General features: G+C 36.9%; 19 protein-coding genes and 3 pseudogenes. 14 read left to right on the top strand and 8 right to left on the bottom strand.

The window, feature by feature from the left end; all coding sequences use genetic code 11:
- Positions 1 to 11: 11 nt before the first annotated feature.
- From F6K18_RS19610 to F6K18_RS19590, 5 genes and pseudogenes are all read left to right on the top strand, one after another.
- Complete coding sequence (locus F6K18_RS19610) at positions 12 to 161, top strand: hypothetical protein (protein ID WP_287523106.1); 150 nt, start codon at positions 12 to 14, stop codon at positions 159 to 161.
- 499 nt (positions 162 to 660) lie between these two features.
- Positions 661 to 1,803 (top strand): DegT/DnrJ/EryC1/StrS family aminotransferase, encoded by a 1,143-nt coding sequence (locus tag F6K18_RS19605; protein WP_287523104.1) that lies wholly within the window; start codon positions 661 to 663, stop codon positions 1,801 to 1,803.
- Positions 1,804 to 2,238: 435 nt separating this feature from the next.
- A complete protein-coding gene (locus tag F6K18_RS19600; RefSeq protein WP_287523102.1) occupies positions 2,239 to 4,917 on the top strand; it encodes a bifunctional serine/threonine-protein kinase/ABC transporter substrate-binding protein in 2,679 nt (892 codons plus the stop codon).
- 164 nt (positions 4,918 to 5,081) lie between these two features.
- Positions 5,082 to 6,131: pseudogene (locus tag F6K18_RS19595) on the top strand (IS5 family transposase); the annotation flags it as partial.
- A gap of 97 nt (positions 6,132 to 6,228) precedes the next feature.
- Positions 6,229 to 6,582, top strand: coding sequence for a PEP-CTERM sorting domain-containing protein (locus F6K18_RS19590; protein ID WP_287523101.1), 354 nt, complete (start codon positions 6,229 to 6,231; stop codon positions 6,580 to 6,582).
- A gap of 270 nt (positions 6,583 to 6,852) precedes the next feature.
- Here F6K18_RS19590 and F6K18_RS19585 read toward each other — a convergent pair whose 3' ends face one another.
- The gene (locus tag F6K18_RS19585; RefSeq protein ID WP_287523098.1) at positions 6,853 to 7,023 is read right to left on the bottom strand and encodes a hypothetical protein; all 171 of its coding nucleotides are present in this window, start codon (positions 7,021 to 7,023) and stop codon (positions 6,853 to 6,855) included.
- A 249-nt stretch (positions 7,024 to 7,272) separates the two neighbouring features.
- On the opposite strand from F6K18_RS19585, the gene F6K18_RS19580 reads away from it, so the two are divergent.
- A complete protein-coding gene (locus F6K18_RS19580) occupies positions 7,273 to 7,803 on the top strand; it encodes a hypothetical protein (protein WP_287523095.1) in 531 nt (176 codons plus the stop codon).
- 920 nt (positions 7,804 to 8,723) lie between these two features.
- The gene (locus tag F6K18_RS36740; protein ID WP_353735121.1) at positions 8,724 to 9,827 is read left to right on the top strand and encodes a DM13 domain-containing protein; all 1,104 of its coding nucleotides are present in this window, start codon (positions 8,724 to 8,726) and stop codon (positions 9,825 to 9,827) included.
- Between the two features lie 695 nt (positions 9,828 to 10,522).
- Here the strand turns inward: F6K18_RS36740 and F6K18_RS19565 are convergent.
- From F6K18_RS19565 to F6K18_RS19560, 3 genes and pseudogenes are all read right to left on the bottom strand, one after another.
- Entirely contained in the window at positions 10,523 to 11,104 is a 582-nt protein-coding gene (locus tag F6K18_RS19565) for a hypothetical protein (protein ID WP_287523093.1), read from the bottom strand.
- A gap of 112 nt (positions 11,105 to 11,216) precedes the next feature.
- Positions 11,217 to 11,537: pseudogene (locus F6K18_RS36735) on the bottom strand (putative toxin-antitoxin system toxin component, PIN family); the annotation flags it as partial.
- A 92-nt stretch (positions 11,538 to 11,629) separates the two neighbouring features.
- Positions 11,630 to 11,824 (bottom strand): hypothetical protein, encoded by a 195-nt coding sequence (locus tag F6K18_RS19560; RefSeq protein ID WP_287273344.1) that lies wholly within the window; start codon positions 11,822 to 11,824, stop codon positions 11,630 to 11,632.
- A 580-nt stretch (positions 11,825 to 12,404) separates the two neighbouring features.
- Between F6K18_RS19560 and F6K18_RS19555 the strand changes: the two genes are divergently transcribed.
- The 3 genes from F6K18_RS19555 to F6K18_RS19545 all read left to right on the top strand — a co-directional run bounded on the left by F6K18_RS19555 (position 12,405) and on the right by F6K18_RS19545 (position 15,678).
- The gene (locus tag F6K18_RS19555; RefSeq protein ID WP_287523090.1) at positions 12,405 to 13,247 is read left to right on the top strand and encodes a hypothetical protein; all 843 of its coding nucleotides are present in this window, start codon (positions 12,405 to 12,407) and stop codon (positions 13,245 to 13,247) included.
- A 12-nt stretch (positions 13,248 to 13,259) separates the two neighbouring features.
- Positions 13,260 to 13,505: a hypothetical protein gene (locus F6K18_RS19550; protein WP_287523087.1), complete on the top strand. Its 246-nt coding sequence runs from the start codon at positions 13,260 to 13,262 to the stop codon at positions 13,503 to 13,505.
- A 163-nt stretch (positions 13,506 to 13,668) separates the two neighbouring features.
- Positions 13,669 to 15,678: an FAD-dependent oxidoreductase gene (locus F6K18_RS19545; RefSeq protein ID WP_287523084.1), complete on the top strand. Its 2,010-nt coding sequence runs from the start codon at positions 13,669 to 13,671 to the stop codon at positions 15,676 to 15,678.
- A 336-nt stretch (positions 15,679 to 16,014) separates the two neighbouring features.
- On the opposite strand, the gene F6K18_RS19540 is transcribed toward F6K18_RS19545, so the two are convergent.
- Positions 16,015 to 16,269 carry a hypothetical protein gene (locus F6K18_RS19540; RefSeq protein WP_287523082.1) on the bottom strand — a complete coding sequence of 85 codons (255 nt, stop codon included), beginning with the start codon at positions 16,267 to 16,269 and terminating at the stop codon, positions 16,015 to 16,017.
- A 722-nt stretch (positions 16,270 to 16,991) separates the two neighbouring features.
- Between F6K18_RS19540 and F6K18_RS19535 the strand changes: the two genes are divergently transcribed.
- From F6K18_RS19535 to F6K18_RS19520, 4 genes and pseudogenes are all read left to right on the top strand, one after another.
- Positions 16,992 to 17,168, top strand: coding sequence for a hypothetical protein (locus F6K18_RS19535; protein ID WP_287523079.1), 177 nt, complete (start codon positions 16,992 to 16,994; stop codon positions 17,166 to 17,168).
- A 58-nt stretch (positions 17,169 to 17,226) separates the two neighbouring features.
- Positions 17,227 to 17,982 (top strand): hypothetical protein, encoded by a 756-nt coding sequence (locus F6K18_RS19530; RefSeq protein WP_287523076.1) that lies wholly within the window; start codon positions 17,227 to 17,229, stop codon positions 17,980 to 17,982.
- A 492-nt stretch (positions 17,983 to 18,474) separates the two neighbouring features.
- Positions 18,475 to 19,026 carry a transposase gene (locus F6K18_RS19525; protein WP_287523074.1) on the top strand — a complete coding sequence of 184 codons (552 nt, stop codon included), beginning with the start codon at positions 18,475 to 18,477 and terminating at the stop codon, positions 19,024 to 19,026.
- 66 nt (positions 19,027 to 19,092) lie between these two features.
- Positions 19,093 to 19,620, top strand: a pseudogene (locus F6K18_RS19520) (RNA-guided endonuclease InsQ/TnpB family protein); the annotation flags it as partial.
- Between the two features lie 763 nt (positions 19,621 to 20,383).
- Here F6K18_RS19520 and F6K18_RS19515 read toward each other — a convergent pair.
- The 3 genes from F6K18_RS19515 to F6K18_RS36730 all read right to left on the bottom strand — a co-directional run.
- A complete protein-coding gene (locus F6K18_RS19515) occupies positions 20,384 to 22,252 on the bottom strand; it encodes an ATP-binding protein (RefSeq protein ID WP_287523072.1) in 1,869 nt (622 codons plus the stop codon).
- A gap of 1,139 nt (positions 22,253 to 23,391) precedes the next feature.
- Positions 23,392 to 24,153, bottom strand: coding sequence for a PhnD/SsuA/transferrin family substrate-binding protein (locus tag F6K18_RS19510; protein ID WP_353735125.1), 762 nt, complete (start codon positions 24,151 to 24,153; stop codon positions 23,392 to 23,394).
- Between the two features lie 281 nt (positions 24,154 to 24,434).
- Positions 24,435 to 24,520, bottom strand: an 86-nt coding sequence (locus F6K18_RS36730; protein ID WP_353735124.1) for a zinc ribbon domain-containing protein, incomplete at its 5' end; no start/stop codon positions are given.

Below are 24,520 nucleotides of genomic sequence, written 5' to 3'. Positions count from 1 at the left end.
ATCATGGAAAAATGGGGAATTTGACGCTCAGTATTTTATATTTTATCAATCGTGATTTGCCAGTTTCTGGATTCGACCCTAATGCATTTAATTATGAATTTAATTGGGTGGCTGAAACTTATTGTTTAGAGCATAATGTGAGAGCAACTAAAGACCAATAAATATAAAGAGTGGCACAAAATTTCACTTTTGAAGTTATGATAAATATCCAGTGGACTATTTTCAATATCTGGCGATCAAAGCAGGGTTCAAACCCCTAGATTATTTTGCACATCAAAATGAACCTATGGTCATTCATGTTTTAGCAGCTAAGTAATTGAAGCAATGAATCCCTTGCTCATTTCGGCATAACTATTGAGTTACACACTGTACAAATTAGCTATAATGTCTATCACACAATTTAGTCGTTTCACGCTCTTTTAATCACTCTAATTTGCTTGCTGCCTTTACTGTGTTATTTGCCATAAAAGGCAGCAATTAATAAATTTTTACTAAATCAGCCTTTGATGAAATTATAGATAGGTTCTAGTATTACTTATAAAAAATGGTATAATCCCTACTTTATAGAAGAGGAAAAAACTAGATTGATTATCGTATTTTAGTTCGATAAATATGTAAATCTATTTAATGTAAGAACACGAATTTTCAAGAGAGAGTCACATGACAGTAAATCAAAAAATTAAACCATTTTATTTCGATATTACAGATGATGAAATTCAATATTTCTTATCAGAATCAGAGAAAATTTTACGGTCTGGAAAATTAATTTTAGGGGAACATACCAAAGCATTTGAACAAGCATTCGCTGAATATGTTGGTACAAAATACGCGATCGCTGTTAATAGTGGCTCCTCTGGACTAGAAATTCTATTACGCTTGAAAAAAGTGGAGGCAACAACTGTTTTAGTTCCTACTAATACCAACTTTGCTACTGTTGCTACAGTAATTCGTGCCGGAGGGAAAGTTCAATATCTGGATATGGACAAACAAACATTTGCTCCTTCTCTACAGATGATGCAAGAGGCAGTAGAAAAGGGTAATAATCTCCCACAGAAGATTTCTGGAGTAATGTGGGTTCATATTGGGGGTGTCATTTCTCCAGAGTTTCCGCAAGTGGTGGAATATTGTCACCAACGAGGGTTATTTGTCCTCGAAGATACTGCCCATGCTCACGGTAGTAAAATCAATGATGTAAGTGCTGGAAATTTGGGAGATGGTGCTGCTTTTTCATTTTTCCCGACTAAAGTAATGACAACTTGTGAGGGAGGAATGATAACTCTGAATAATGAAGAAGAAGACTATATCGCACGTTCTTTGAGAAACCAAGGGAAGCGAGGCATGGACTTTGGTGGCTTACACACGGACTTTGGTAATAGTATGCGAATCACGGAAATGAATGCTCTGCTTGGTCGGATACATTTAGCAAAATTGCCAGAGATGTTGAAAAAACGTGAGCGAGCTTATGAATTAATTACTGCACCTCTCAAAGAAGCTGGTCTATCGTTTGTATCTACAGAAAAAATGGATATCGCTAGTAATTACAAATTGATTGTTCATTTGCCAGAGGGAAAAAATGCCAAAGAAATCAAAACAGCATTAGCAGAAGAAGAGATATTTTTAGGAGGAACAGTATATGAAATACCCTGTCACAAACAACCAGTTTTTGCAGGTATTTGTGAAGGTGAGAGTTTTCCTGGTGCCGAACGTTGGTGTCCGAATCATATCTGTCCACCTCTGACTTCTGGCATGACGGAGGCCGATGCTCAACGAGTGGGGGAAGCTTTAGTTAGGCATTTGCAATAAGGTTTTGGGAACTGGTCTCAGAAAATATAGATAGTAATTTGTAGATTGGGTAGAACGATTTCTGTTATTGTAGGCGTTACCTAGATTTTTTTGAGTCCCTGCCCAATCGATGGGAAAATCTTTTTTGGTGCGAACTTCCAATGCTAGATGATATGCAGCAATAGCATTTTCCGGCGTTGCACAGTGACGAATGATTACGAGAATTGAGGAATTTGCCGATGTTTCAAATCATAGAGCAGCAAGGGAATGGATCTGTACAACATATCACCTCAGAACTATAACCCGCAGGACAGGGGCTTTCTGGAAATTGACGGCCACAGTCACGGCACAGATAACTCTGTTTTCCCTGACTGTGCAACACCAGATTTAATATGATGACTAGGTGACTGTATATTTTAATATGCCTTTGACTTTTGATTTTTTACTTGTAGGAAGATGATTAATCCTGGACAAATATTACAACAGCACTATCGAGCGATTCAACTTATTGGAGACTGTGGTTTTGGTCAAACTTGGGAAGTTGACGATCGTGGTACTATAAAAATCATGAAAATATTGCAAGTGCCAAGGGCAATAGAGGACGAAGAAATAGAACAAGTAATTTCTTTGTTTGAGCAAGAAGCAAAAGTTTTAACATATTTACACGAACCTGGATTACCAAAAGTTGAACCAGAAGGATACTTTATCTGGTCAGAAGCGGGATATGAACCATTACACTGTCTGGTAATGGAAAAAATTGAGGGTATAAATTTATCTGACTGGTTGCAACAAATTCATCATAATCAACCCATAGAAGAAGAGCAAGCGATCGCCTGGCTCACACAGTTAGTAGAAATTATTGGTAAACTTCATCAGAATCATTGCATCCATCGGGATCTTAAACCAACAAATATCATGTTGCGTAGCTCCCCAGCACAAAACTCCAATCATAATGGAGCCAAACAAGCCTCTGGATCTTATGAAAATTTGCCTAAACAAGAAGCTAGTCAACAAACAGATGGAAAAGCTAGCAGAGCAAATAATTTATCTTCCATTTCACTTACCGAAGAAAATGTTGCACAGCTAGGAAATGATCCAGAACAAATCAGAGAAACATTAGACCACAAACAGGAGGTTGAAAATGAAAAAAATCACACTGACCATCAACAAGATTCCCAAAAGCAGAAATGGGGTCAACTAGCATTAATTGACTTTGGTGCGACTAGGCAAGTTACAGAAACATATTTAAGGCAATTTGAAGGCAAAGATGTGACTGGGATGATTTCTCAAGGTTACACATCCCCAGAACAGTATGAAGGGAAAATCACACGACAGTCGGATGTCTTTGCCATTGCTCGAACTATAGTTTATTTAGTCACAGCACAAGATCCTACTAATTTGCCCACCGATCCTCAGAGTGGTAGATTAATGTGGCGACACTATGCTACTCAAATCTCAAAAACATTAGCAGACTTAATTGATGAGATGATGGCAAATTTACCTCAGTGTCGCCCCCAAACAACCGAAGACATTTTGGAACGTCTTGCTAACTACAACCAGCAAGTACAAGCAGAAATTGAACCTACCCAGAGCAAACAACCCGCTCCCGCAAAGAAAAACTATTTATCTGACTTTCCATTGCAGCAAAAAATACAGAACTTCAAGAGTAAATATCAAGAAACCACACCCAAAGTCAATAAATGGTTAGGCAAGATTTCCCTTTTAACACTAGGAGCGATCGCTGTCTTAATTGCTATTTTACCAGAAGCACCAACAACTTGTCCTTTAAAACTGGATGATAATTTGAGTTGTGGGGAAGAAATTCTGATTCCAGGTTCCGCACCCAAAGAAAAAGAAGAGGGAGTTAAAGCTTTTGCTGATGGTGATTATTTGCAAGCAGTCAAACTTTTAGAAACAGCTAGAAAAAAATACTTTAACGATCCAGAAATCCTGATTTATCTGAATAATGCCAGACTAGCTGCTAGCAATACTGACGCTTATACTATAGCCATAGTAGCACCAATGACAGGTGAGTCACAAGCTCTCAACTATAGTTTAGAAAAATTACGGGGAGTTGCTCAAGCTCAGAATGCCATAAACCTGAGCGATAATTTGATTGGGGGTAAGGGTTTAATTGTAATTATTGTTGATGATGGCAACTCTCCAGAGCAAGCAGTAAAAATAGCAAATAATCTGGTTTTAACAGGTCAAGTTTTGGCAGTAATTGGTCATAGTTTTAGTGAAATCACGATGGAAGTAGCTCCAATTTATGAAAAGAATAAACTGGTTTTAATTTCTCCCACTGCTAGTGCTTCTAAATTATCAAATCGCAATGATTTTTTCTTTAGGATGATACCATCTGATGCCACAATGGCTCAAGCAATGGCAAGTTACTTAATTAATAAATCTACTGATAAACAGCAAAAAGTAGCTTTGTTTGATAATCCTAATGATATTTACAGTGAATCTCTCAAGAATCAATTTATGCTTAGTTTCAGTGCTGGTGGTGGCAAAATAGTTAAAGACCTGAATGATAGTTTTGATTTATCAAGAACTTCTTTTAATGCTAGTGCTGCGAACAATAGAGTAGAAAAACAAAAAGCTACTGCAATTGTATTACTGCCAGATATTTCCACTTTAGCGAAGGCAATAGAGGTAATCAAAGCAAATTGGCAGCTCAATTTACCGATAATTACTGGAGAAAACCTCTATAGTAACTATACTCTCAAGTTTGGTGCTCAAGAAGCAGAGAAAAATGTTGTAGTAGCTACACCGTGGCACAGCTTGAATAGCCCCGATCCAGATTTTCCACTGCAAGCAAAAAACATTTGGGGAGGAACTGTTAGTTGGCGTACGGCTTTTGCTTATGATGCAGCTAGAGCCTTGATTACAGCATTAGAATCACTTCCAGAACGTCAAGAGTTAAATCGCATCGCCCTGCAACAAATTTTAGCAAGTGAAAATTTTAGTTCTGAGGGTGCTACAGGAGAAATAACTTTTTTACCAAGTGGCGATCGCCAGGAATCAAGAATTATTTTTACTAGAGTCGTGAAATCTAGTTGTTCGCCATTAGGCTATACATTTCTGCCCCTAGATTATCCTGTCAGCAAGTTTAGTATTTTGGAATGTGATTGATTCGTTATTTAGAGGAGATAAGGGTTAGGTAGTGGCTATTCAACAATTAATAATGGCTTTGTTGCACAAAAGATGAACATAGAGTATAGATTATAGATATGGTTATGGTACAAAAAATCTGCACCGACTAGATATGAGTAAGTCCAAGTCCAAATCCCAATACAGAGTTAAGTAACTGGTCAGCAATACGATGCTTCCTTGAAACAAAGGGGGAGTCTAACATTTTGGCTGAGTAATCAAATGATAGAGCAGTGGCTGACAACAGAGAAAACTGGACGTCGGGGGACATCTCATACCTATAGTCAGGTTGCTATGGAATTAATGGCAACTCTTGCTACTCTGTTGAGCTTGGCAGGACGACAAACCGAGGGATTTTTGGAATCTATATTTATAGCAATGAGCGCTCAGGTATTTACAATGTCCAGCTCAAAGTGGACTCTAGAAAAGGTGTACAAAAAATAATGTGTAAATATGCCAGCGCACATTGCTATACCTGAATGGGGTTAGAGCTACCAGTACCAGATCATAGTACCTTGTCCCGTCGCCTGAGTAAATTGAATATTGAGATACCAGTAGTCCCAGCCCGTCGCCCAAGAGGCCATGCATCTAGTCGTAGACTCTACAGGGGTGAAAGTGTATGGAGAAGGGGAATGGAAAACAAGAGTTCATGGTGTAAGTAAACCTGTACAATTGCGTCAGTTACATCTAGGTGTCAATGAAGCAACTGGGGAAATTATTAGTGCTGTGGTAACAACTAACAATGTTAGTGACGATCAAGTGTTTTGCGACTGATTGGAGGGAGTAGAGGGTGAGATTGGGCAAGTATCTGGTGATGGACCTATGATCAACGCAAGTGCTACGAGGCAGCCAGTAAAAGGGGAGCTAAACCAACCATACCACCGCGTCAAAATGCAGTCATCTGGCAGCATGGCAACTGTAAAGCTCCGGCTGATCCCAGGGACTCAAATCTCAGAGAGACTCGTAGAGTGGGACGTAAAAAATGGAAACGAGAGAGTGGATACCATCGGCGCTCCTGATCCGTTTGCGTAGCATTCTGTAGGAAAACAACAATGTTGAGGCTCAAAGTGATATTCGCAGGCAAGTTGCGACGACGAAAATTTGAGACTCAAGTAGTGGAGTTATTTATACAGTGCGCTATCCTTAACCACATGATTCAACTTGGGTTACCTGAAAGCGACAAAGTAGAAATTTAGTTGATGGAATTTTCGGGGGAGCCGTCGCGATCGCAACTTTCATGGAACAAAGCCATTAATAATTAATTATTACCTCTCCTTGAAAGCTGATAACGGTTTGCATGCTGGTGAAAAATACGAAAACTCTGTCTGGGATTTTTACTTCGGAGAAGAACTAGGACAAGTTAGGAGTCTAGAAGTTAACTTTAACGGTATAATACCATTTCTTCATGAAGTTGCACTTAATATAAAGATGAGAATAGTCAGTGCAATAAAATCCGATCGACAATTATTAAGCGCAGCTTTACAAAGAATTGGTATAAATGGTGCCATCTCTGAACTAACATACGAAAAAATGTACACTGATTTCCTTTCAGAGCCAAAAGTGCGTGTACCAGATCCTAGTAGGATTGCAGCTTTAGCATTCATTGGTGGTGGAATGTTCCTTTCCCGTCGTCGTCAGTCTCGCTAAGAAATTAAATTATAATTGCATCTACTATAAATTTTAATATTGGATACAAATAAATAAAAATTCTATAACTGGGTTTCTCCTAAAAACGAAACAGGAGAATCTCAGATTTTTTTTGTTATCAAGATATATAGTAGGGAACAGGGAACAAAGGCCACTTGCATCTGACCAATGCGGAATTGCAGCACTATTTCCTATAGAACCCCTGAGCGTATCTTTGGACGCGGTATGTGCTTTTGGCTTCCGTCCTCAGCCTGAGGAAGTTGTGGAAATTCAGGAACGAGAATGGGGAAAAAGTGGATGAGACCCCGCGTTGCCCAATAGCAAACCTGGTAGCTTCCCTTGCAGGTAGAAAAATACTCTCATCTCCCCATCTCCCCATCTCCCCAAATTCCCCTCCACGGTCGGGGTTAGGGGTGGGTCTCCATCTCCCCATCTCCCCATCTCCCCATCTCCCCATCTCCTTCTCTATTTTTAAATAGATCCGTTTAGGGGTTCTATAGTACCAATGAGCAAAAACTTTGCTATACTTAGTTTTCTATTTCCCCATCAGGCTAAAATATCAGCAGGATAAGTTTAGCATTACTTTTGTAAATTGCTACAATCACAGTGGGTTGAAAATTCTTCGATCAAAAAATTGATATAATAACCAAGATTAATTTTAAATATATCAAAAACTAATTAACAGGGATTGTGACTTCAGAAAACCTAACATTATTTGAAACTGAATATAAAGCTGGCAAATATGCCTTTGAGCGAGGTCAATACCGTAATTCAGTGCAACATTTAGAAACTGCTAAAGACAATATTGAGCTTAATTCAAGATTTGGGGGAGAGGTACAAATCTGGTTAGTGACAGCATATCAAGCGACTGGCCAAATTCAAGAAGCAACTGCCCTTTGTAAACAACTAACTCGTCATCCTCGTTTAGAAACCCGCCAACAAGCAAAACGTATATTAGCCATTCTCGAAGCACCTGTACTGAGAACCAGGCAAGAGTGGATGACTAAAATTCCTGACTTGGGGGCAATATCTGAAAGTGATGCTAAAGATCGTCGAGGTAGCACTATGGTTTCCCAAGTGAAATCACGGCCACCGAAGCCAAAAACTCTGAAGTTAGAAGTTGTCGATCCTAGTCAAGTTAACACAAAAGATAATCAATTTGTTTGGGTGGCGTTAGTACTAATAATTCTGACTGTTAGTGGGTTAGTTTGGTTTAGTTGATTTTTATCAGGACTTACGCACGCATACGAAATTATACACTATTTGTAGGGGTTAACGGCCGTTAACCCCTACTATATTTGGTTGTTATGCGTGATATTATGTCCGGTAGCATCGGCATTGTATAGCAAAGGTAGGCAACAGCTCCGGAAGGCAACAGGCAACAGACAGGAAGGCAATTGAGCAAGAAAAAAACTTAAATTTCCTGTAGATATCCACGCTAACTTTTACACAAACGATACCAACGGACATGATATGAGTGAGTCCTCAGAAGTATTTTCCCACCAACTTTTCAGAGAATGACTTTTTGGAGCTGAATATCGTCCGTTTATATCAAATCCGGTAGCATTGGTATAACTAGATTAATTAATTAGGAGTCACGAGGGAATAAAATGTAGAAAGATTTGCGATTTGGCTGACAATGAAACATTTTTTTATACCGAACCCAGGCGTATTTGATTTCAAAGTCTACAGTTTTAATTATCTCCTGGTTGATGGCTTTCTCAAACTGAATAGCACTTTCATTACCCTCATTTTGCAATAGTGATCTAATGAATTACACCAACTATCTTTTTTGATAGATTAACCTACAGAACTCGATCTATTAAAGTAAATTGAAAAGCTCTATTCAGAGAATTATTTGTTTCATTCTTGCTGAACTTAAAGCAATATTTTGCATTTTTATTTATCACACAATTTACTCTTTTTCTAGAAATTATCATCTCTAATTCTCAGTTATGAGAATGCTTCAGTAACAATAGAGTTTTAATACCAGGATATAGAATTTAAGACCTTTCAACTATTCTCAATCTTGCCAAATTCCCCTAACACCTAATTTTTAGAAAATTTTCAGCAAAAAATAATTTAACCGACACTCAACCTGCTTAAATATAATATGTAAAGTTATATCTGAGAGGTAAATTATGAATGCAAAGGATATTGCGGGATTGATACATCCAGCATTGGCAGTTGTGGTGGTTTTCCCAATCATTGGTATAGTTCTCAACTTGGCTTGGCAGACTCGTCAACGAAGGCTACAAACTACAGATAAAAGTAAAAGTAAAATTCCTCCAGTGGTAGGACCGGAACATAGAAAAATAGGTAATTTGTTGACGGGTTCCGTTGTGGGAATAACTTTAGTTGCTATTGCTTACTCAATATATTTTAAGGGTATTTTTAAAGATTTTAAAAGTGAAAATATGACCCTAGCAATATTAATAGTAACCATCTTTATGACTACGGTTGCTTCTCTAATATTTCTTTATCAAGCTAAAACTAAATTATGGCGAGGAGTATTTGCGACCTTAACCGGAGCAGGTATCATAATTTTAGGTTTTCAAGATGGTGTTTTCCGACGCGACTATGAGTGGGCAGTTTCTCATTTTTATTATGGTATAATAGCTTCAATATTGATGATTTTTTCTTTGGCTATTGTGCCGGAAATATATAAAGATAGGACTCACAAATGGCGCAAAATTCATACTGCTTTAAACTGTTTGGCGATTCTAGTATTTTTAGGGCAAGGAATAACAGGAAGTCGGGATTTGTTAGAAATTTCTCTAAGTTGGCAAGAAAAACATTTATATAAATGTGATTGGGAAAAACAAGTTTGTCCAGATGCACAATCACAAATTTTATCACCAGAAATAATTGTTGCTTCTATTTCTAATTATCCAACTTTAGCTCAGACAAATACTGTTTTAGCTTCTGGAGAATTTGTAACTATTACTCCGGGGGAAGATACCGAAGGTACAGCAGAAATTATTCAAGCAGGTAGTAAAACTCAAGTTCGGTTAGCGGAAAACTTTTCTGCCATTGAAGGTCCGGCAGTAAAATTGTTATTACATAAAGAAAATCGTCCGGAAAGTTATACCACAGAAAATTATGTGCGTTTGGGAGATTTAAAAAGTTTTACAGGAGAACAAGTTTATGACATTCCAGAAGAAATAAATTGGCAAGATTATCCAAATGTTGTGGTCTGGTGTGAAAAATTTGATGTCACTTTTGGATCAGCAAAACTTAAGTGATATTAAATCTGGTTGAACAACCTCACTTCAATTTAGTAGTAGGGGTATTTTCCTGCGGAATGCTACGCAAATATGTCGCGGAGGAAACGGCCGTTAACAACCATACAAGGATGCTAAACCCTTTAAATACTTGTCTTAGGACTATAGAGCAAAACTACGAGCAATTATAACTGTTCTACTAAATATGAGTTATTATTGACCGTTGCACTTATGCGACAACATGGAATTTTTTGGAAAGATTCCGAATTGCAGTTTTGCCAGATGTGATGGCTTTTTCTATTCCTAAATAAATTCTGTAAAAGCAACTATATATGAGAAAAAATCTCCTTCTCTACATGGTTTGAGTTCCTATTCTTACAGACAGCATTTTTCATATCAGTGAGGTATAGCAATGTGCGCTGGCATATTTACAAATTACAAGAGGTGTCCAATAGCTAAAAGTTTTATATTATCAATTTTTTATTGCCCCAGATGAGCTGTTGCCTGTTGCCTGTTGCCTGCGCACAGCGCTATATATCTGTGGCGGGTAAGATGCCCGCACTTTATCATTAATATAATATTTGTACCTCATATACCACCAAATCTGCTGTAATATATAAATCTTATTAATCATTGGGATAATGAGACTTAAATAAGTAATAATTGTTGGGGGTAATCCCCAACTAATGCTATTTTTTGGAATAGTGAAAGTTAATTTATTTGGCTGAAGTTTTGGTCTGGTCTTTAGGTTTAATATCCCTTCTTCCCCAAGGTTTCAAAAAAGAAATAATAAAGATAAAAATCAGACTCACAATTTGAATTGATGCACCAATAACTATGGCTTTAGCATCAAACATAAATAGAGGATTGCTCAAAGCTTGTAATCTTTCCGTATCATAAATAGCTGTGATTGCATTAGTCCAGGGTCCTAACCAAAATGTTCCAGAAATAATTAATATACTGGTAAGAATCCACTTAGTAATTACCCAATAAAATTTAAAAAATCCCCAAATTGTTAACCAGCAAAGTAAAGCTCCAGTCAGTAAAGTTATATTAGCAGCAGGAACAACTATCCAGTCATCTAATAATTTTACAACTGAGTTAATTGCGTAAAGTTCATCACCGTTATTTCTATTAAAATTATTGATGACCATAATTAGCATAGAAAGGACGGTGCCAAACCAAATTGCTCCAGAAATAACATGAGCAGATATGAGCCAACTTTTTTGATTTCCTATTAGTCTAATTCCTGGTTTCTGACTTTTTTTCTCTTTAGGTAAGACAGACTGATTAGTCATATTTTAGTTCCTGATTAGATTTGTTTGTGAGAGCGATCGCTCTTGATTTTAACCTATAAATTACAATTTTAATTTATACTTTGTGAATTATATTGCTTCACAAAAGTCAAGTTCATAACCCATGTACTTTGGTGATACCAAACAAATCAATAAACTCAGCCACAGAGATAATTTTAGTCTCTATCAAAGATTGTGCTTCTGAATAATCAGCATCTCCTGTAATTAAATAGTCAGCTTGAGCAGAAAGCGCACAAGCAAGAAATTTAGCATCTTTTCTGTCTCTGGGAAAATTAACTACTATATCAATTTCAAAACTAACAGTTAAAGCTTCAACTAGAGTTAAAAACTGTTTCCGTTTTGCCTGACTTATTTTTAACTTTTGGCGTTGTAAAACCTCTTGATATTCTGCTAAAATTTCGGCAGAAGTAATCCACTCACATTTTGATGCGACCTATAGAACAACCTGTTCCGGATTTCTGTCTTTCAGAGCAGCATAAACTAAAATATTTGTATCAATAATGACTTTCATTTACCTTGTCTGTAAGCATCAATTTCTGCCTTGATTTCTTCCTCTGTAATCTTCTGAATTTCAGGGTCAGATTGTAATTCTTTAAATAGCTCTTGCAGTTCCTGAACTAAAACAGCTTTTGATTTTTGCTCTGTCAATACAGGATTTGGAGTATTTGACTGACTTTGAATAACAAAAACAAAGTTTAACAATTCCTATTGTTTTTCTGGTGAAAGATTGAGCAAAACTTGATTAATTGCCTTGATAATGGGGTTAGTTGACGTCATGGTGCGACTTCTAAATCCTCTTTGATTTTCTAACAATAATATCAATTTTTATCATTTGATCAAAATCTATTGATTTTTCAGAGATGCCTATTAGTCATATTTGAGTCCCCAATTATTTCCATTTATGATAGTATGAAAATTATAGTTTAACTAAAAATTTTTAGTCTGTTTTTTAAGTTGTTGAATAAGATAAATATATTATAATTGTAGGATGTAGTAGAGAGATTAATTTATTGTGGCAACTTCGCAACCTCAGCCTAAAATCATACAGCAATAATCCCCTAATCAACCAATATTACTATATGATGGTTCTGCTGAATTAACTGATGGAAAAAATACCATTCGGGGTGAAGCTTTAATTCAGATTTATTGGTATCCATCTCCATATATTAGTGTTAAATTTGAATATTATTTTGAAGATTTTAGTAAAAATATAAACTTAACTTATTGAGATAATATAGAACTGAAACCAACTCAGATAAACTTAGTTCCTAGAATGAAAGTTATGTTACGAGGTCTGTCTATTTATAAAATTAATGGAACTGAGAAGAGAGCATTTTCTGGCGATTTAAAGGAGCCTTTTATACAAGGTAGAACAGATGATTTATCATCAGTAACTTTTCATATAACTAATTTTAATTTTTTATTTGTCAAAGTTTTTAAGTATAAATTTGAAGAGAAAGAAAGACAAGTTATCTTCGAGTATGGTGATTGGCATATTGTTTTAGCAGAATCAAAGTATCCTTTGGACTTTGAAAAAAAATTGGAAGCTGAAGGAGGATATGGCATTACTCATATCTGTCAAATTAAACGTTCAGATGGTAAAACTTTTGATTTAAAGGAAGGGTATGAAATTATTAATGCCTTTATTTATTACATTTCTTTTCTTAGAGGAATTTGGATAGCACCTCTTTACGTTTTAGGCTTTGATGCACAAGAAAATAAAATCTTAGAAGAATGGCGTACTCCAACTCTTAAAGCTGATTCATGGCAGTCTCTTTATTATTCTTTCAGTCGGTATACTACAGAAATTATTGATGCTTTCTCTGGATTTATGAAAAAGTGGCAAGATGAAACATGGCAAGAAGTAATTCAAAATTCTATTCAGTGGTATATAGAAAGTTATAAGCATACAAATGGATATAATACTTCTATTATTTTAGTTCATTCTGCTTTAGAAAAATTAGCCTGGACATATTTAAACAGTAACAACTATATTAGTTCTGGTGGGTTTCAAAAATTAACCTTCGGCGATAAACTTAGACTGTTACTTAAAACTCTTAATATTTCTCTACTTCCAATTGATGAAAATTGGGAAATTACTAAACTAGCCAAAGAATATAATTAGGGAACTGATAGTGTGAATATAATTGGGCAGGTGAGAAATTTATTGATTCATCCGAAAATATCTAAGATAGAAAACAAGATTAAACTAACAGAAAATATGATGGGAGAAGTTTTTACTATTGCTCATAACTATTTGTTAAAATGCTTACTCAAACTATTTGATTATAGCGGTGAGGTATACGCACACAGGCAAAATGCCCGCACTGGTAACATTCAATTATCAGGACCTGGACTTTTGAAAAAAACAGGTGAAAAATAAGCTTAAAACCTTATACATTAATATTTTGATCTACAATCAACCATTTTCTTGATATATCTGCATTTCAGCATCCTTATCGAATAGATAACTTTTAAGGCCATCCCTAACAACACTAACAACATTTGAAAATTTACCTTTTGATTATTAAAAATCAACTTAAATTATGCTCAAAAAGACCAAACCAATAATCAGCCTAATTCTCAGCTTATTTTCCCTAACTCCAACTATTGCCCCCGCGTTAGCAGCGCCACCCCGCACCCCAGACCAAGAAGAAACCTGCGAAATACTCGTCATCGGTGGCGGTTTGTCAGGAGCAGCAACTGCCTACGAATCATTATTAGCAGGACGCACCGTTTGTGTCACCGAAATTACTGACTGGGTAGGCGGTCAAATTTCTTCCCAAGGTACATCCGCTCTCGACGAACGCGGTACTCAACGCAGTCTCCTCTTTTATCCCCGTGGTTACTTAGAATTACGAGAACGTATCGAAGAAAAATACGGTAGATTAAATCCCGGTGGTTGTTGGGTAAGCGTCTCCTGTTTTATGCCTTACGATGGTCACGGTATTCTATTTCAGATGTTGCAAGATGCTGCCAAAAAAGGTGGAGGAACATTCAAATGGTTTCCCAATACTGTTGTGAAACAGTTAGACATTTCCAATAATCAAATCAATAGAGCGATCGCTATCCAACATCAACCAGCAGCAGGCACCCCACCCATCAACACCGAACCCCTGTCTCAAGTTATCGAAGATGCTTACCGTTACCAAAACTCAGCGCGTTTCGACAAAACCATAATTCAATTTATACCCCAACCTTCCCCAGAAAAAACAGGCGGTGCAGACTGGTACGTTGTCGAAGCTACGGAAACCGGAGAAATTATTGCTCTAGCAGATGTTCCCTATCGTCTCGGTATCGATCCACAAACCTATCTTGACCCCTCATCTCCTGTTGACACCAGAGACTCCTATTGCACTCAAGGTTTTACCTACACCTTCGCCATGGAAGCAACCGAAACACCCCAAACCCATGTCGAACCACCCTTTTATTCTCAGTATGCTCCCTACTATAGTTATGAATTATCTAGATTAGCTAGTTTCCCCCTAGTTTTCACCTATCGTCAAATTTGGTCAGTGAAACCAGACGCACCGCAACCAGGAGACTACAAAAAACGAACAATTTTTCCCGGCGATATTTCCATGCAAAACTGGACTTGGGGTAATGACTATCGCCCTGGAAACCGTGACGACAACTTAATTTACAGTCGAAACCAACTGCAAGCTACAGGTCAACTACGACCGGGTGGTTGGATGGGTGGTTTGCGTGCGGAAACCCTCCGTCGAGGTGAGGAAAATGCTCTCGGTTATTTCCATTGGTTGGTTGAGGGAACTACTGACTCTCAATTGGGAGCAGGGGTAAAAGAAAAACATCCCAATAATCGTTTTTTGAGTGGGTTTGATGCACCGATGGGAACAGCTCACGGGTTGTCAAAATATCCTTATATGCGAGAGGGAAGACGTATTATTGGTCGTCGGGGAAAGACTCATCCAGAAGGTTTTACCGTGGCAGAGGTTGATATTGCTAAAAAGAATTTTCGGGATGATTTTTATCTACAAAATTTAGCACCGGATACATTACATTATTTGTGGGGAGCTGTTTCTGCTTTTGTACCTCCAGATGCACAAATTAACTCAATGCAAGAAATGCCTCAACGTGCTCGGGCGACTGTTTTTCCTGATAGTGTGGGTATTGGTCATTATGCAATTGATTTTCATCCCTGCATGACAAAAAGTCCGGCAGAAGCACCTGGTAATTCTGAACGAGCGGGTATTAGGAGGGGTCAAGGTTCTGCTTATCCTTTTCAAATTCCTTTACGAGCAATGATCCCTCAAAAAATTGATAATTTGTTGGTAGCGGGGAAGACTATTGCTACGAGTTATATTGCTGCTGCTGCTTATCGGGTTCATTCTTTTGAATGGTCTGCTGGTGCTGCTGCTGGTACAACAATTGATTTTGCTTTAGAGCGGGGTATTTTTCCTTATGAATTGATTGATGATATGCCTTCTAAGGAATGGGAATTGGAGGTTTTACAAGGTCGCTTACAAGAAAATGGTAATCCCACAGCTTTTCCTGAAACTTCTATTTTTAATAATACTTGGGATGAATGGAAATAGTATTGTTGCTTAGTTGAGATGAATGGCGTTGGTGAAGCGCGTGTATGATATTAATTTGGTGGTGGTGCATAGTAATGGTAGAGAGAGTGTGGGGAGATGGGGGGATGGGGAGATGGGGAGTATGGGAGAAATTAAAAAATATATATCTTCACCAAAACCCATACAGGACTACCATTATCATTTTCTTTGTGGGTTTAATACCCCACCGTCTACAGGGTGTTCAAAATTACTTGGGGGAGCGAATCCATAAGTAATTTTCCTCCTGTCTCCTGTCTCCTGTCTCCTGTCTCCTTCTTCAAAGCGCTGTGCGCAGGCAACAGCTCATCTGGCAACAGCTCATCTGGGGGAATAAAAAACCGATAATATCAGGCTTTTAGCTATTGGACAGTTACTGTAATTTGTAAATATGCCAGCGCACATTGCTATAATTTTAATTATATCAAATCCGTTTAATTGGGCATAAAAAAAATCTTCAATCGTCATAACTACCCTCATCTTTGTAATTCTTTCTCCTCCTGACTCCTGAGTTCCCCTCCCCTCCTGGGAGGGGCGAGGGGTGGGTTGACTCCTGAGGACTCCTAACTTAACCATTCTATGGCTGTTTAACCGGATTTGATATTACTTAGGGCTTGCTGATTAAATCTAAAAGCATTGACAGATAAAGGTTTTAGCATTTTTTAGTTAGAAAAAGTCCAAGCTTTTAGGTCGTAATGGTTCAAAAAATTAGCATTTTCGGCCAGAGTTGGGCAGAAAAATCAAGGGAAAATTCTTACTCCTACTTCCTCGCTCCCGACCCATTTCTCCCCTCCTGGGAGGGGTTAGGGGTGGGTTGTCTCCTGTCTCCTGTCTCCTGTCTCCTACCCTCACCCATAAGACTTTTTCAGCAAACCCTACTTAGGACTTACCCATAATATTAAGTCCGGTTAAACAGTTATAGAATGGTTATAGCACTTTTTAGGAAGCGTGAAGTACAGCTTATTAATTCTCTGTTGCCTGTTGCCAGATGAGCTGTTGTCTGTTGCCTGATTATGGCTTCATTTTCATATCTTTAGTTTTAAAGTTTATTTGTCCTCAACTACTTACTTATAGTATTCAATATTCTATGATTTTAAACTCTATTAATCCTGAATATATGAAGTTTTTATGAAGCTGATATGGATTTGATGAAGATTTGATGAAGAAGGAAAAATAGCCTTGACTTTAAGAAAAAATCAAGTTAATTTAATTAGTCAGGACTTATGCAACGACACCAATCATAGTGGTTAAATCAACAATGATCACTAAACAATAAAATATGGTGGTGGTGCATAGTAATGGTAGAGAGAGTGTGGGGAGATAGAGACCCACCCCTCGCCCCTCCATCGCAGGGGGAGGGGAATTTGGGGATACGGGGAGATGGGGGGATGGGGAGTATGGGAGAAATTAAAAAATATATATCTTCACCAAAACCCATGCAGGACTACCTACACATGCAGGACTACCTACAATAGATGTAGCGGTACTGCGTAAGTGCTGTTAGTACAAACTTAAAAACATTGGAGAAAAATCATGAGTAACAAATTTCAACAGATTGCTAAAGCTGCTGGCAGTATGACTGCATTAGCATTAAGTTTAGGATTATTAGGACAAATTCCGGCTCAAGCATCTTTGATTGGAGATCAGGTAAACTTGGAAATTGGGTTTAATGGTGAAGCTCCAGATTTTGTGTCGATACCAGGGGGTTCACAAGCAATTGTCGAGCCTTCTTCTGGTAACTTTCCTGAAGGTGTCGAGTTCGTTAATGTCTTTGCTGGTTCTGTTAATGGCATTGGTGAAAATGTTTTGTCTTTTAGGATTAACTCCATTAATGTCGAAGATTCTTTGTTTGATAGTAGCTTCGATTTTCGTTGGAATCTTGTTGGAGAAGAAGTACAGCCATTTACTTGGGAAGTGACTTTAAATGATTTGAATTGGGTTGACTATCCTACAGGAAAAATTGTTGATGTTGAGCTATTTGAGACAGGTGCTGGTGGTGGATCGTTTTTAGATACAGAAGGCATCTTAATAGGAGATCGTGTATTGACATTTGAGAATGTTGTTTCCGTTTCTCACACAGATGATTCTGTTACCTTAGCGTTTTCTATCGATCCAACTTTTGGACTAGGTTTTGGAGAAGGTTTCGCTAATGGAGGTGCTGGGGGATTTGTCAGGGTTGACCTCATTGTGGAACATGATGATCCTGTAGCAACTCCCGAACCTACAGCATTAGGAGCATTGTTAGCCTTAGGTGCTTTGGGTGTTAGCAAAAAGATGAAGAAAAAATAGGCTGCCAAACTATTTTGTTAAGGGATTTGTAACTTAATAAAGTACCAATTATTGGTGTAGAAAAAGGCTCGTGGCTGTCATTGCGAGGCGATGATATTAGACTCAACCTCAATCGGGAATAGTTAAGCTAGCCGAAGCAATCTCTACTCTATAGATTAGCTGGTAGTCTATTTTTTTGCTAGTCCCTAAGTTCATAATTTGATTAAATAACACTTCAAGTTAGATCATTTGACACAACGATAATTATACCAGTTTTAATCATATTCATTAGACATCTGGTAAAAATCAAAAATTAAATCAATTCTCACACTAGATATATCAATTATTTCCCCTCCCAGGAGGGGCGAGGGGTGGGTTCCCTACTGCCTACAGCAAAGCTGCCTACTCCCTCTTTTGGAGGAGATGTCTATTGAGTATAGCAGTGGAAGGAAAGGGCTTGTAACTGTTGGCTAAAATCTGGTATTATCTATAAAAATCTGGGATTATCTGTTTATGCTACTTGGATATCATACTGAACTACATCCGAATAACCAGCAAAAAACATTGCTGGCCAAACACGCTGGTGTAGCTCGCCATGCCTATAATTGGGGACTATGGTTAACTAGGAACATTCTTAATCACAATTCTCATAATCCTGGTAGTAAACTGAAATTTCCTACCGCAATCGACCTGCATAAACTTTTGGTAGCAATGGTTAAACCCAAAAACTGCTGGTATTATGAAGTATCTAAAACAGCCCCTCAATATGCTTTGAGGTATTTATCAAATGCTTGGAAGCGTTGCTTTAGTAAAGTGTCTGGCCAACCTAAATTCAAGAAGAAAGGTAGGGATGATAGTTTTCCTACGGAATGCTACGCAAACACTCTAGATGGGTCAATATCGGTAGGTTTGAATCATATAAAACTGCCCCGAATTGGATGGATTAAAACTTATGAAATACTGCCAGATCATGTAACTCCTAAATCTGTAACTATTAGTCGGGTATCAGATAGATGGTTTATGAGTTTCAAAATAGAGAAAAAACCTCAAGTTACTGAGAAATAAGTAGATGTAGTTGGTGTTGATTTAGGAGTAAAATCTCTAGCTACGTTATCCACTGGTGAAGTATTTGAAGGAGCTAAGTCTTACAGAAAGTTTGAAGCAAAACTCTCTCGACTACAGTATCTAAATAGGCATAAAGTCAAGTTTTCCAACAACTGGAAAAAAGCGCAACTCAGAATAGCTCAGTTACACAACAGGATAGCTGACATCAGGAAAGATATATTGCATAAACTAACTACCTATTTGGCTAAAAACCACAGTCAAATAGTAATAGAAGACCTTAATGTCTCAGGAATGATGGCAAATCATAAGTTAGCTAAGGCTATTGCTGATATGGGTTTTTATGAGTTTCGTAGGCAATTAAAGTACAAGTGTGAGTTATATGGTTCTGAGTTAATCATCGTTGATAGATGGTTTCCTAGTTCTAAAACTTGCTCTAGGTGTGGAACTGTTAAAGAATCTCTGTCTTTATCAGAGCGCGTTTTCAATTGCGAACACTGCAATTTTAGCTGCGATTGCTCCGCAACGCTAGCGCGAACGAGATTTGAATGCAGCGTTAAATTTAGCTATGGCGGGCAGTTTGCTCCGCAACGCTAGCGCGAACGTCCGTGACAGCCTGTGGACTGGTGAGTGCCGACACTGCCAGAGTGAAGCAGGAACAGAACAGATAATCATAGATTTCTATAGATTCTCGTAGGTTTCTAAGAACGGCGCGAACATATCAACAGCTTAAAACTCAGACAACGAAAATTTTTCCTTCTTGCTAATGAATAATGAATATAGATCATACTTCTTCGACAACTGTTGCTCCAATGTCTGTTTTCAGATTGGAGGTTTTAAATGCAGAAACTAAACTAGGAAAAGATGTATGACAAACAGATGAATTGTAGTTGTGCCCATATCTAGGGTTTCTCATTGCAACTGAGAATGTATGGTTACAAGTTCTATTGATCGTCACTTGCTTAAATTTAGAATTTTTGCAATTAGTTTGTAACATTTTACCTGCCTTAGAATAAATAACTTTTGTTGACTGTAAGTAAATTTGAGTATTCTCTAATTAATATAGAACCTAGATAAACATTCACAATTGAACGCAAAATTTTATACAAATGTCATTGCTAAATTAATGAATATTTACTAATTATATCAAATCCGTTTAATTGTATATAGATCAAATGGGAGACCGATATGGAATAGTAAACGTTTAAGAGTTTAGCATCCTCTACTGACTACTAAATTGAAGTGAGGTTGTTGAACCAGATTTAATTCTATATATAAACTTAACATATTTTAGTTAAATTTTCAATAAATTCAGGTTAAATTTCAGTAAAAAGATATATTTCTGATGATAAATAAGTATTTATATTGATTCTGTCTCCAGAATTGCTGTCTCCTGACTCCTTGTTTGATCGGACATTTTAGTCGGCAAAGTAATAGTAAATTCTGTTCCTTGCTCAGAATTAGAAATCACTTCAATTTGACCACAATGCTGTTGAATAATCTGATAACAATTGGTTAATCCTAGACCCGTACCTTGACCAACAGGTTTTGTCGTAAAAAATGGGTCAAATAATTTTTCTATAATTTTTGCTGGTATTATTGGACCGTTATTCCAAAAACTAATTTTAACTCGATCGCTCTCTATTTTTTCAGTCTGAATTTTTAAAGTAGGAACAAAATCTAGTTGATGATCTTGAAATTTAGATTCTGATTCATTGATTGCATCAATAGCATTAAAAATAATATCTAAAAATACTTGATTTATTTGAGCAGCATAACATTCAACTAAAGATAAATTTCCATAGTTTTTAATTACTTTTATGTGCTGAATTTGATGATTTAAAATAACAAGAGTATCTTCAATCCCTTCTTCGAGATTAACAAATTTAATTTCTGACTCATCAAGACGAGAAAAATTTCTTAAAGATTGAACAATTTGCTTAATTCTTTCTGCCCCATTTTTCATTGAAGATAAAACTTTTAAAAAATCTTCAGCTAAAAAATCTAGGTCAATTTCCTCAAGATAATCTTGAATTTCTGGTTTTGGTTGAGGATAATACTGCTGATATAAATTTATTAACTGTAATAAATCAAGAACATATTGTTTTGCATATTCAGTATTACCATAAATGAAGCTGACTGGGTTATTAATTTCATGGGCAACTCCACCTACCATTTTTCCTAAACTAGACATTTTTTCTGTTTGAATAAGTTGAGATTGAGCTTGTTTAAGTTGCTGAAGTGCTTTAGTAAGTTCAATAGTACGTTCTTCCACACGATTTTCGAGAGTTTTGTGAGACATTTCTAACTGATGAGTGTATTCTCCTACCCATAAAATAAGTTGATTTAAAGAAGTAGCTAATAATCCAACTTCATCTTTTGTATTTACAGTAGCTTGTAATTGAAAATTAGATTCCTTTGTTACTTGTTGAGCAACTTCAGCGAGTTGTTTGATAGGATTAGCAATTAAACGACTTATATAAATCGCTAAAAACGTCGCTATTCCTAGAGAAGTTAAAACACTAATAATAATAATTTTTTTTTGTAGCTGAGTTACCGTTTTTAAGGCAGCATGAGCCTCATAATCTTGAGCTTCTGCTACTTTCACAATAGCAATTAGTTCTTGTGAAAGGCGATCGAATTTTCGGTATATTTGAGTAGCTTTATTTTTACTCAATGAAGTAATAATCATCTGCTGTGCTTGTAGAATTTCCTCTTGCTTTAAGTTAGGAATATCTATTTGTTTCCAAAGATTATTGATATAATTAAAATATGAATTTGTTGCCGCTTTATATGATTTTAATAGTTGCCTATATTCCTTTGTGTCTATAGCTAGATCCTGAGGATGGTTATCTATAAAAATAGTAAGTTCTTCTAAATTTTCCCTAACTTTATTAACATATCCTAGAAATTTTGCTTTTTCAAAATCGAACCAAATTTTTTTAGCTAATGCCGGAACTAAATTTTGTGGATGAGACCGCATCCCTAAAACAGCTTTTTCCATATCATTGAGAAGATGGCTATGCTTATCTGCAACATATAGTTTTTGTAGCACTCGTCTTTCATATTCTTCTGAAATAACTAACCCTAAAGTAATTCCAATTACAGCAACACTTATTGCCATAGCATAGCTATAACCAAATTTTTGAGCAATACTCAAACCATTGAATAAATTAGCTATCCTAATTAATTTATTTTTTATCTTCAACTTAATCAAAAATTTGAACATACTATTTTGATTTTTTTGTGCCATAGAAGAAGGAACTTCTATATATTGGAAATTTTTAGTTTTTTTCAGATTGCATAAATATGATTTTAGCCATTATTCTGCACAGTCAATAAATCATTAAAAAATGAGAAATATTACAGCGTATTATCTGCAAAAGTAGTACATGATTTTTTTGATATTTGGCGACTTATTCCACTTAAAAAAAAGTCAATCGTCAGAGAGTGTTTATAAAGTAAAGATTAAGACAGCTAGAGTGCTTGATTTTCGGGCGTTGGTGAAAAGAGGTATGATATCATGTCCAGATAAGAGCGCGATAGAACTCTGTTACCTTTACACCACCAAAAAACTTTTTCCTTCTACTCGGGGTTTCTGATTCTTTCTGCCCTCCTGAGGAGGTCCTCCTAACTTCCGCTCCTGGGAGGGGGAGGGGCGAGGGGTGGGTTGACTCCTAAAGAATTAAGATGAATATCATACACGCGCTTTACCAACGCAGATTTTCGGTATATTCGGTGAGTTACAGCGAACAGTTAAGAGTTTAGTTCCTCAGCATAAATATTGCCACCTTTCTCCTAGGTCATGCTGCGCAAACATTTGTGCGCTAGCAAAACGCAAACATGTTGCGCGAGCAAAACTCACCCTACACCTAAACACTTAAAATAATATTTTAAGAGGTGCTGTTACTGGAATTAATCAACCATAAATACTTTGTATATCTATTTGTTTATGCCTTTTCCCTGCTTAAATATTGAGTTATTTTTAATAGAGTTGTCGCTAAATAAAGGGAAAAAATCACTCTAACCTAGACAGAGCAATAATTCCAAGCATTTTTGCCATCCAATAGCTACAATCCTTACAAAACAAGGTTTTTGGGATTTTTTTAAGTTATAAAGCGACAACTCTAATAGACATCTCCTATTATAAAAAATAAAATCAATTATCACACTAGATATATCAATTCTTTCCCCTCCTGGGAGGGGGAGGGGCGAGGGGTGGGTTCCCTACTGCCTACAGCAAAGCTGCCTCTTTTCTGGAGATGTCTAATTCAACATAGCTATTAATTTTCTGTTGATTGCAATCTCTTGAGTGTTGTATAAAAATCCCTAATAAAAAAATTAGCTTATTGAATCGACAATTGTAGATTAGGGTGCTATTAAATCACCTTCTCCCATCACTTGATAAACATCACGAATAATATCATAATTAGCGTCATTAGCAGCTACTAAACTAGAACCATGATACTTTTTTGTAGATTCTCCCTCTACTAAAGCTGCAATTAATTTCTCTTGACTATTAAGAATACGAGCTTGATACTCTTGAATCAGTTGAAAATCTAGGTTGCTGCTAGCAATAATTACATCACTAGGAAGCAAAGTAGTTTTAGCAATTATAGGAAAGTCCTTTTCTGATAAACCCTCTGTTTGCAGTAGATACTGATAGTCTATAGCAGATCCTCCCCAGGCATCAACTTTTCCTTGTTTAAAATTTGTCAGACTGCCCTCATCCCCCAACATCAGGATTTTGAGATCGGAATTAGGATCTAATCCTGCGTCCATCAGTAGTTTTGTTGGTCCGAGATGACCGCTTGTAGAACCAATATCTGACAATGCTAAAATTTTACCTTGCAGTTGGGCAGCAGATTTAATTGGACTACCAGCAGGAACAGCAATTACAGCACGATAATTAGGGCGAGTCACTCCAATTACAGGTATAGCATTTGTCCGAGCATTAATTACAACATATTCTGAAGGCCCAGCAAGTAACAAATCTACTTGATTCAACTGTAAAGCGGCGGCGGCCATGGCAAAACTCTCAACTGGAAAAAACTCAATTTTTGTTGCCAATACTTCTTCTAAAGCAGCACGAAACGGTTCATAATCACGCAGCAGTTTCTCTTCATTAATAACATCTGTTACTGCAACATGAATTAGACCTGGGAACAGGAACCTTTGGTAATCTTATTGCAAGTAACTCTGACATCACTGGACCGGGCATTGATGACGATGGCTATCAAGGTACTCAGTTTCCGTTCTACTAAACTTACCCAAACTTACCCATACATGGTTGCATGAGCTTTGGAGCTAGCTTCCTGCTTTCCTGCGGAATGCTGCGCAAACACAGAAGACCACCGACCGCAGTCTGCTACTTATCTTCTCCACAGGCTTAAAATCGCTTGAAACTCAAGCTACTGATTCACATAGTTTTTCAGGTTGATAGCAGCATTCAAATCTCTATCAGCTTCAAAACCGCATTCACTACATTTGCTAACGC

Origin of the sequence: Okeania sp. SIO2C2, from assembly GCF_010692625.1 — a bacterium.
In the GTDB taxonomy this organism is placed as follows: domain Bacteria; phylum Cyanobacteriota; class Cyanobacteriia; order Cyanobacteriales; family Microcoleaceae; genus Okeania; species Okeania hirsuta.
Note: the sequence above shows the minus strand (reverse complement) of the source record. Positions and strands in the feature narration are given on the sequence as shown.

What these genes read in the sequence shown, in the direction of transcription:
- F6K18_RS19610 (WP_287523106.1), top strand. Translation starts at nt 12, where the DNA reads ATGGGGAATTTGACGCTCAGTATTTTATATTTTATCAATCGTGATTTG.
- F6K18_RS19605 (WP_287523104.1), top strand. Translation starts at nt 661, where the DNA reads ATGACAGTAAATCAAAAAATTAAACCATTTTATTTCGATATTACAGAT.
- F6K18_RS19600 (WP_287523102.1), top strand. Translation starts at nt 2,239, where the DNA reads ATGATTAATCCTGGACAAATATTACAACAGCACTATCGAGCGATTCAA.
- F6K18_RS19585 (WP_287523098.1), bottom strand. Translation starts at nt 7,023, where the DNA reads ATGGGGAGATGGGGAGATGGAGACCCACCCCTAACCCCGACCGTGGAG.
- F6K18_RS36740 (WP_353735121.1), top strand. Translation starts at nt 8,724, where the DNA reads ATGAATGCAAAGGATATTGCGGGATTGATACATCCAGCATTGGCAGTT.
- F6K18_RS19565 (WP_287523093.1), bottom strand. Translation starts at nt 11,104, where the DNA reads ATGACTAATCAGTCTGTCTTACCTAAAGAGAAAAAAAGTCAGAAACCA.
- F6K18_RS19555 (WP_287523090.1), top strand. Translation starts at nt 12,405, where the DNA reads ATGTTACGAGGTCTGTCTATTTATAAAATTAATGGAACTGAGAAGAGA.
- F6K18_RS19545 (WP_287523084.1), top strand. Translation starts at nt 13,669, where the DNA reads ATGCTCAAAAAGACCAAACCAATAATCAGCCTAATTCTCAGCTTATTT.
- F6K18_RS19540 (WP_287523082.1), bottom strand. Translation starts at nt 16,269, where the DNA reads ATGGTTAAGTTAGGAGTCCTCAGGAGTCAACCCACCCCTCGCCCCTCC.
- F6K18_RS19535 (WP_287523079.1), top strand. Translation starts at nt 16,992, where the DNA reads ATGGTAGAGAGAGTGTGGGGAGATAGAGACCCACCCCTCGCCCCTCCA.
- F6K18_RS19530 (WP_287523076.1), top strand. Translation starts at nt 17,227, where the DNA reads ATGAGTAACAAATTTCAACAGATTGCTAAAGCTGCTGGCAGTATGACT.
- F6K18_RS19525 (WP_287523074.1), top strand. Translation starts at nt 18,475, where the DNA reads ATGCTACTTGGATATCATACTGAACTACATCCGAATAACCAGCAAAAA.
- F6K18_RS19515 (WP_287523072.1), bottom strand. Translation starts at nt 22,252, where the DNA reads ATGTTCAAATTTTTGATTAAGTTGAAGATAAAAAATAAATTAATTAGG.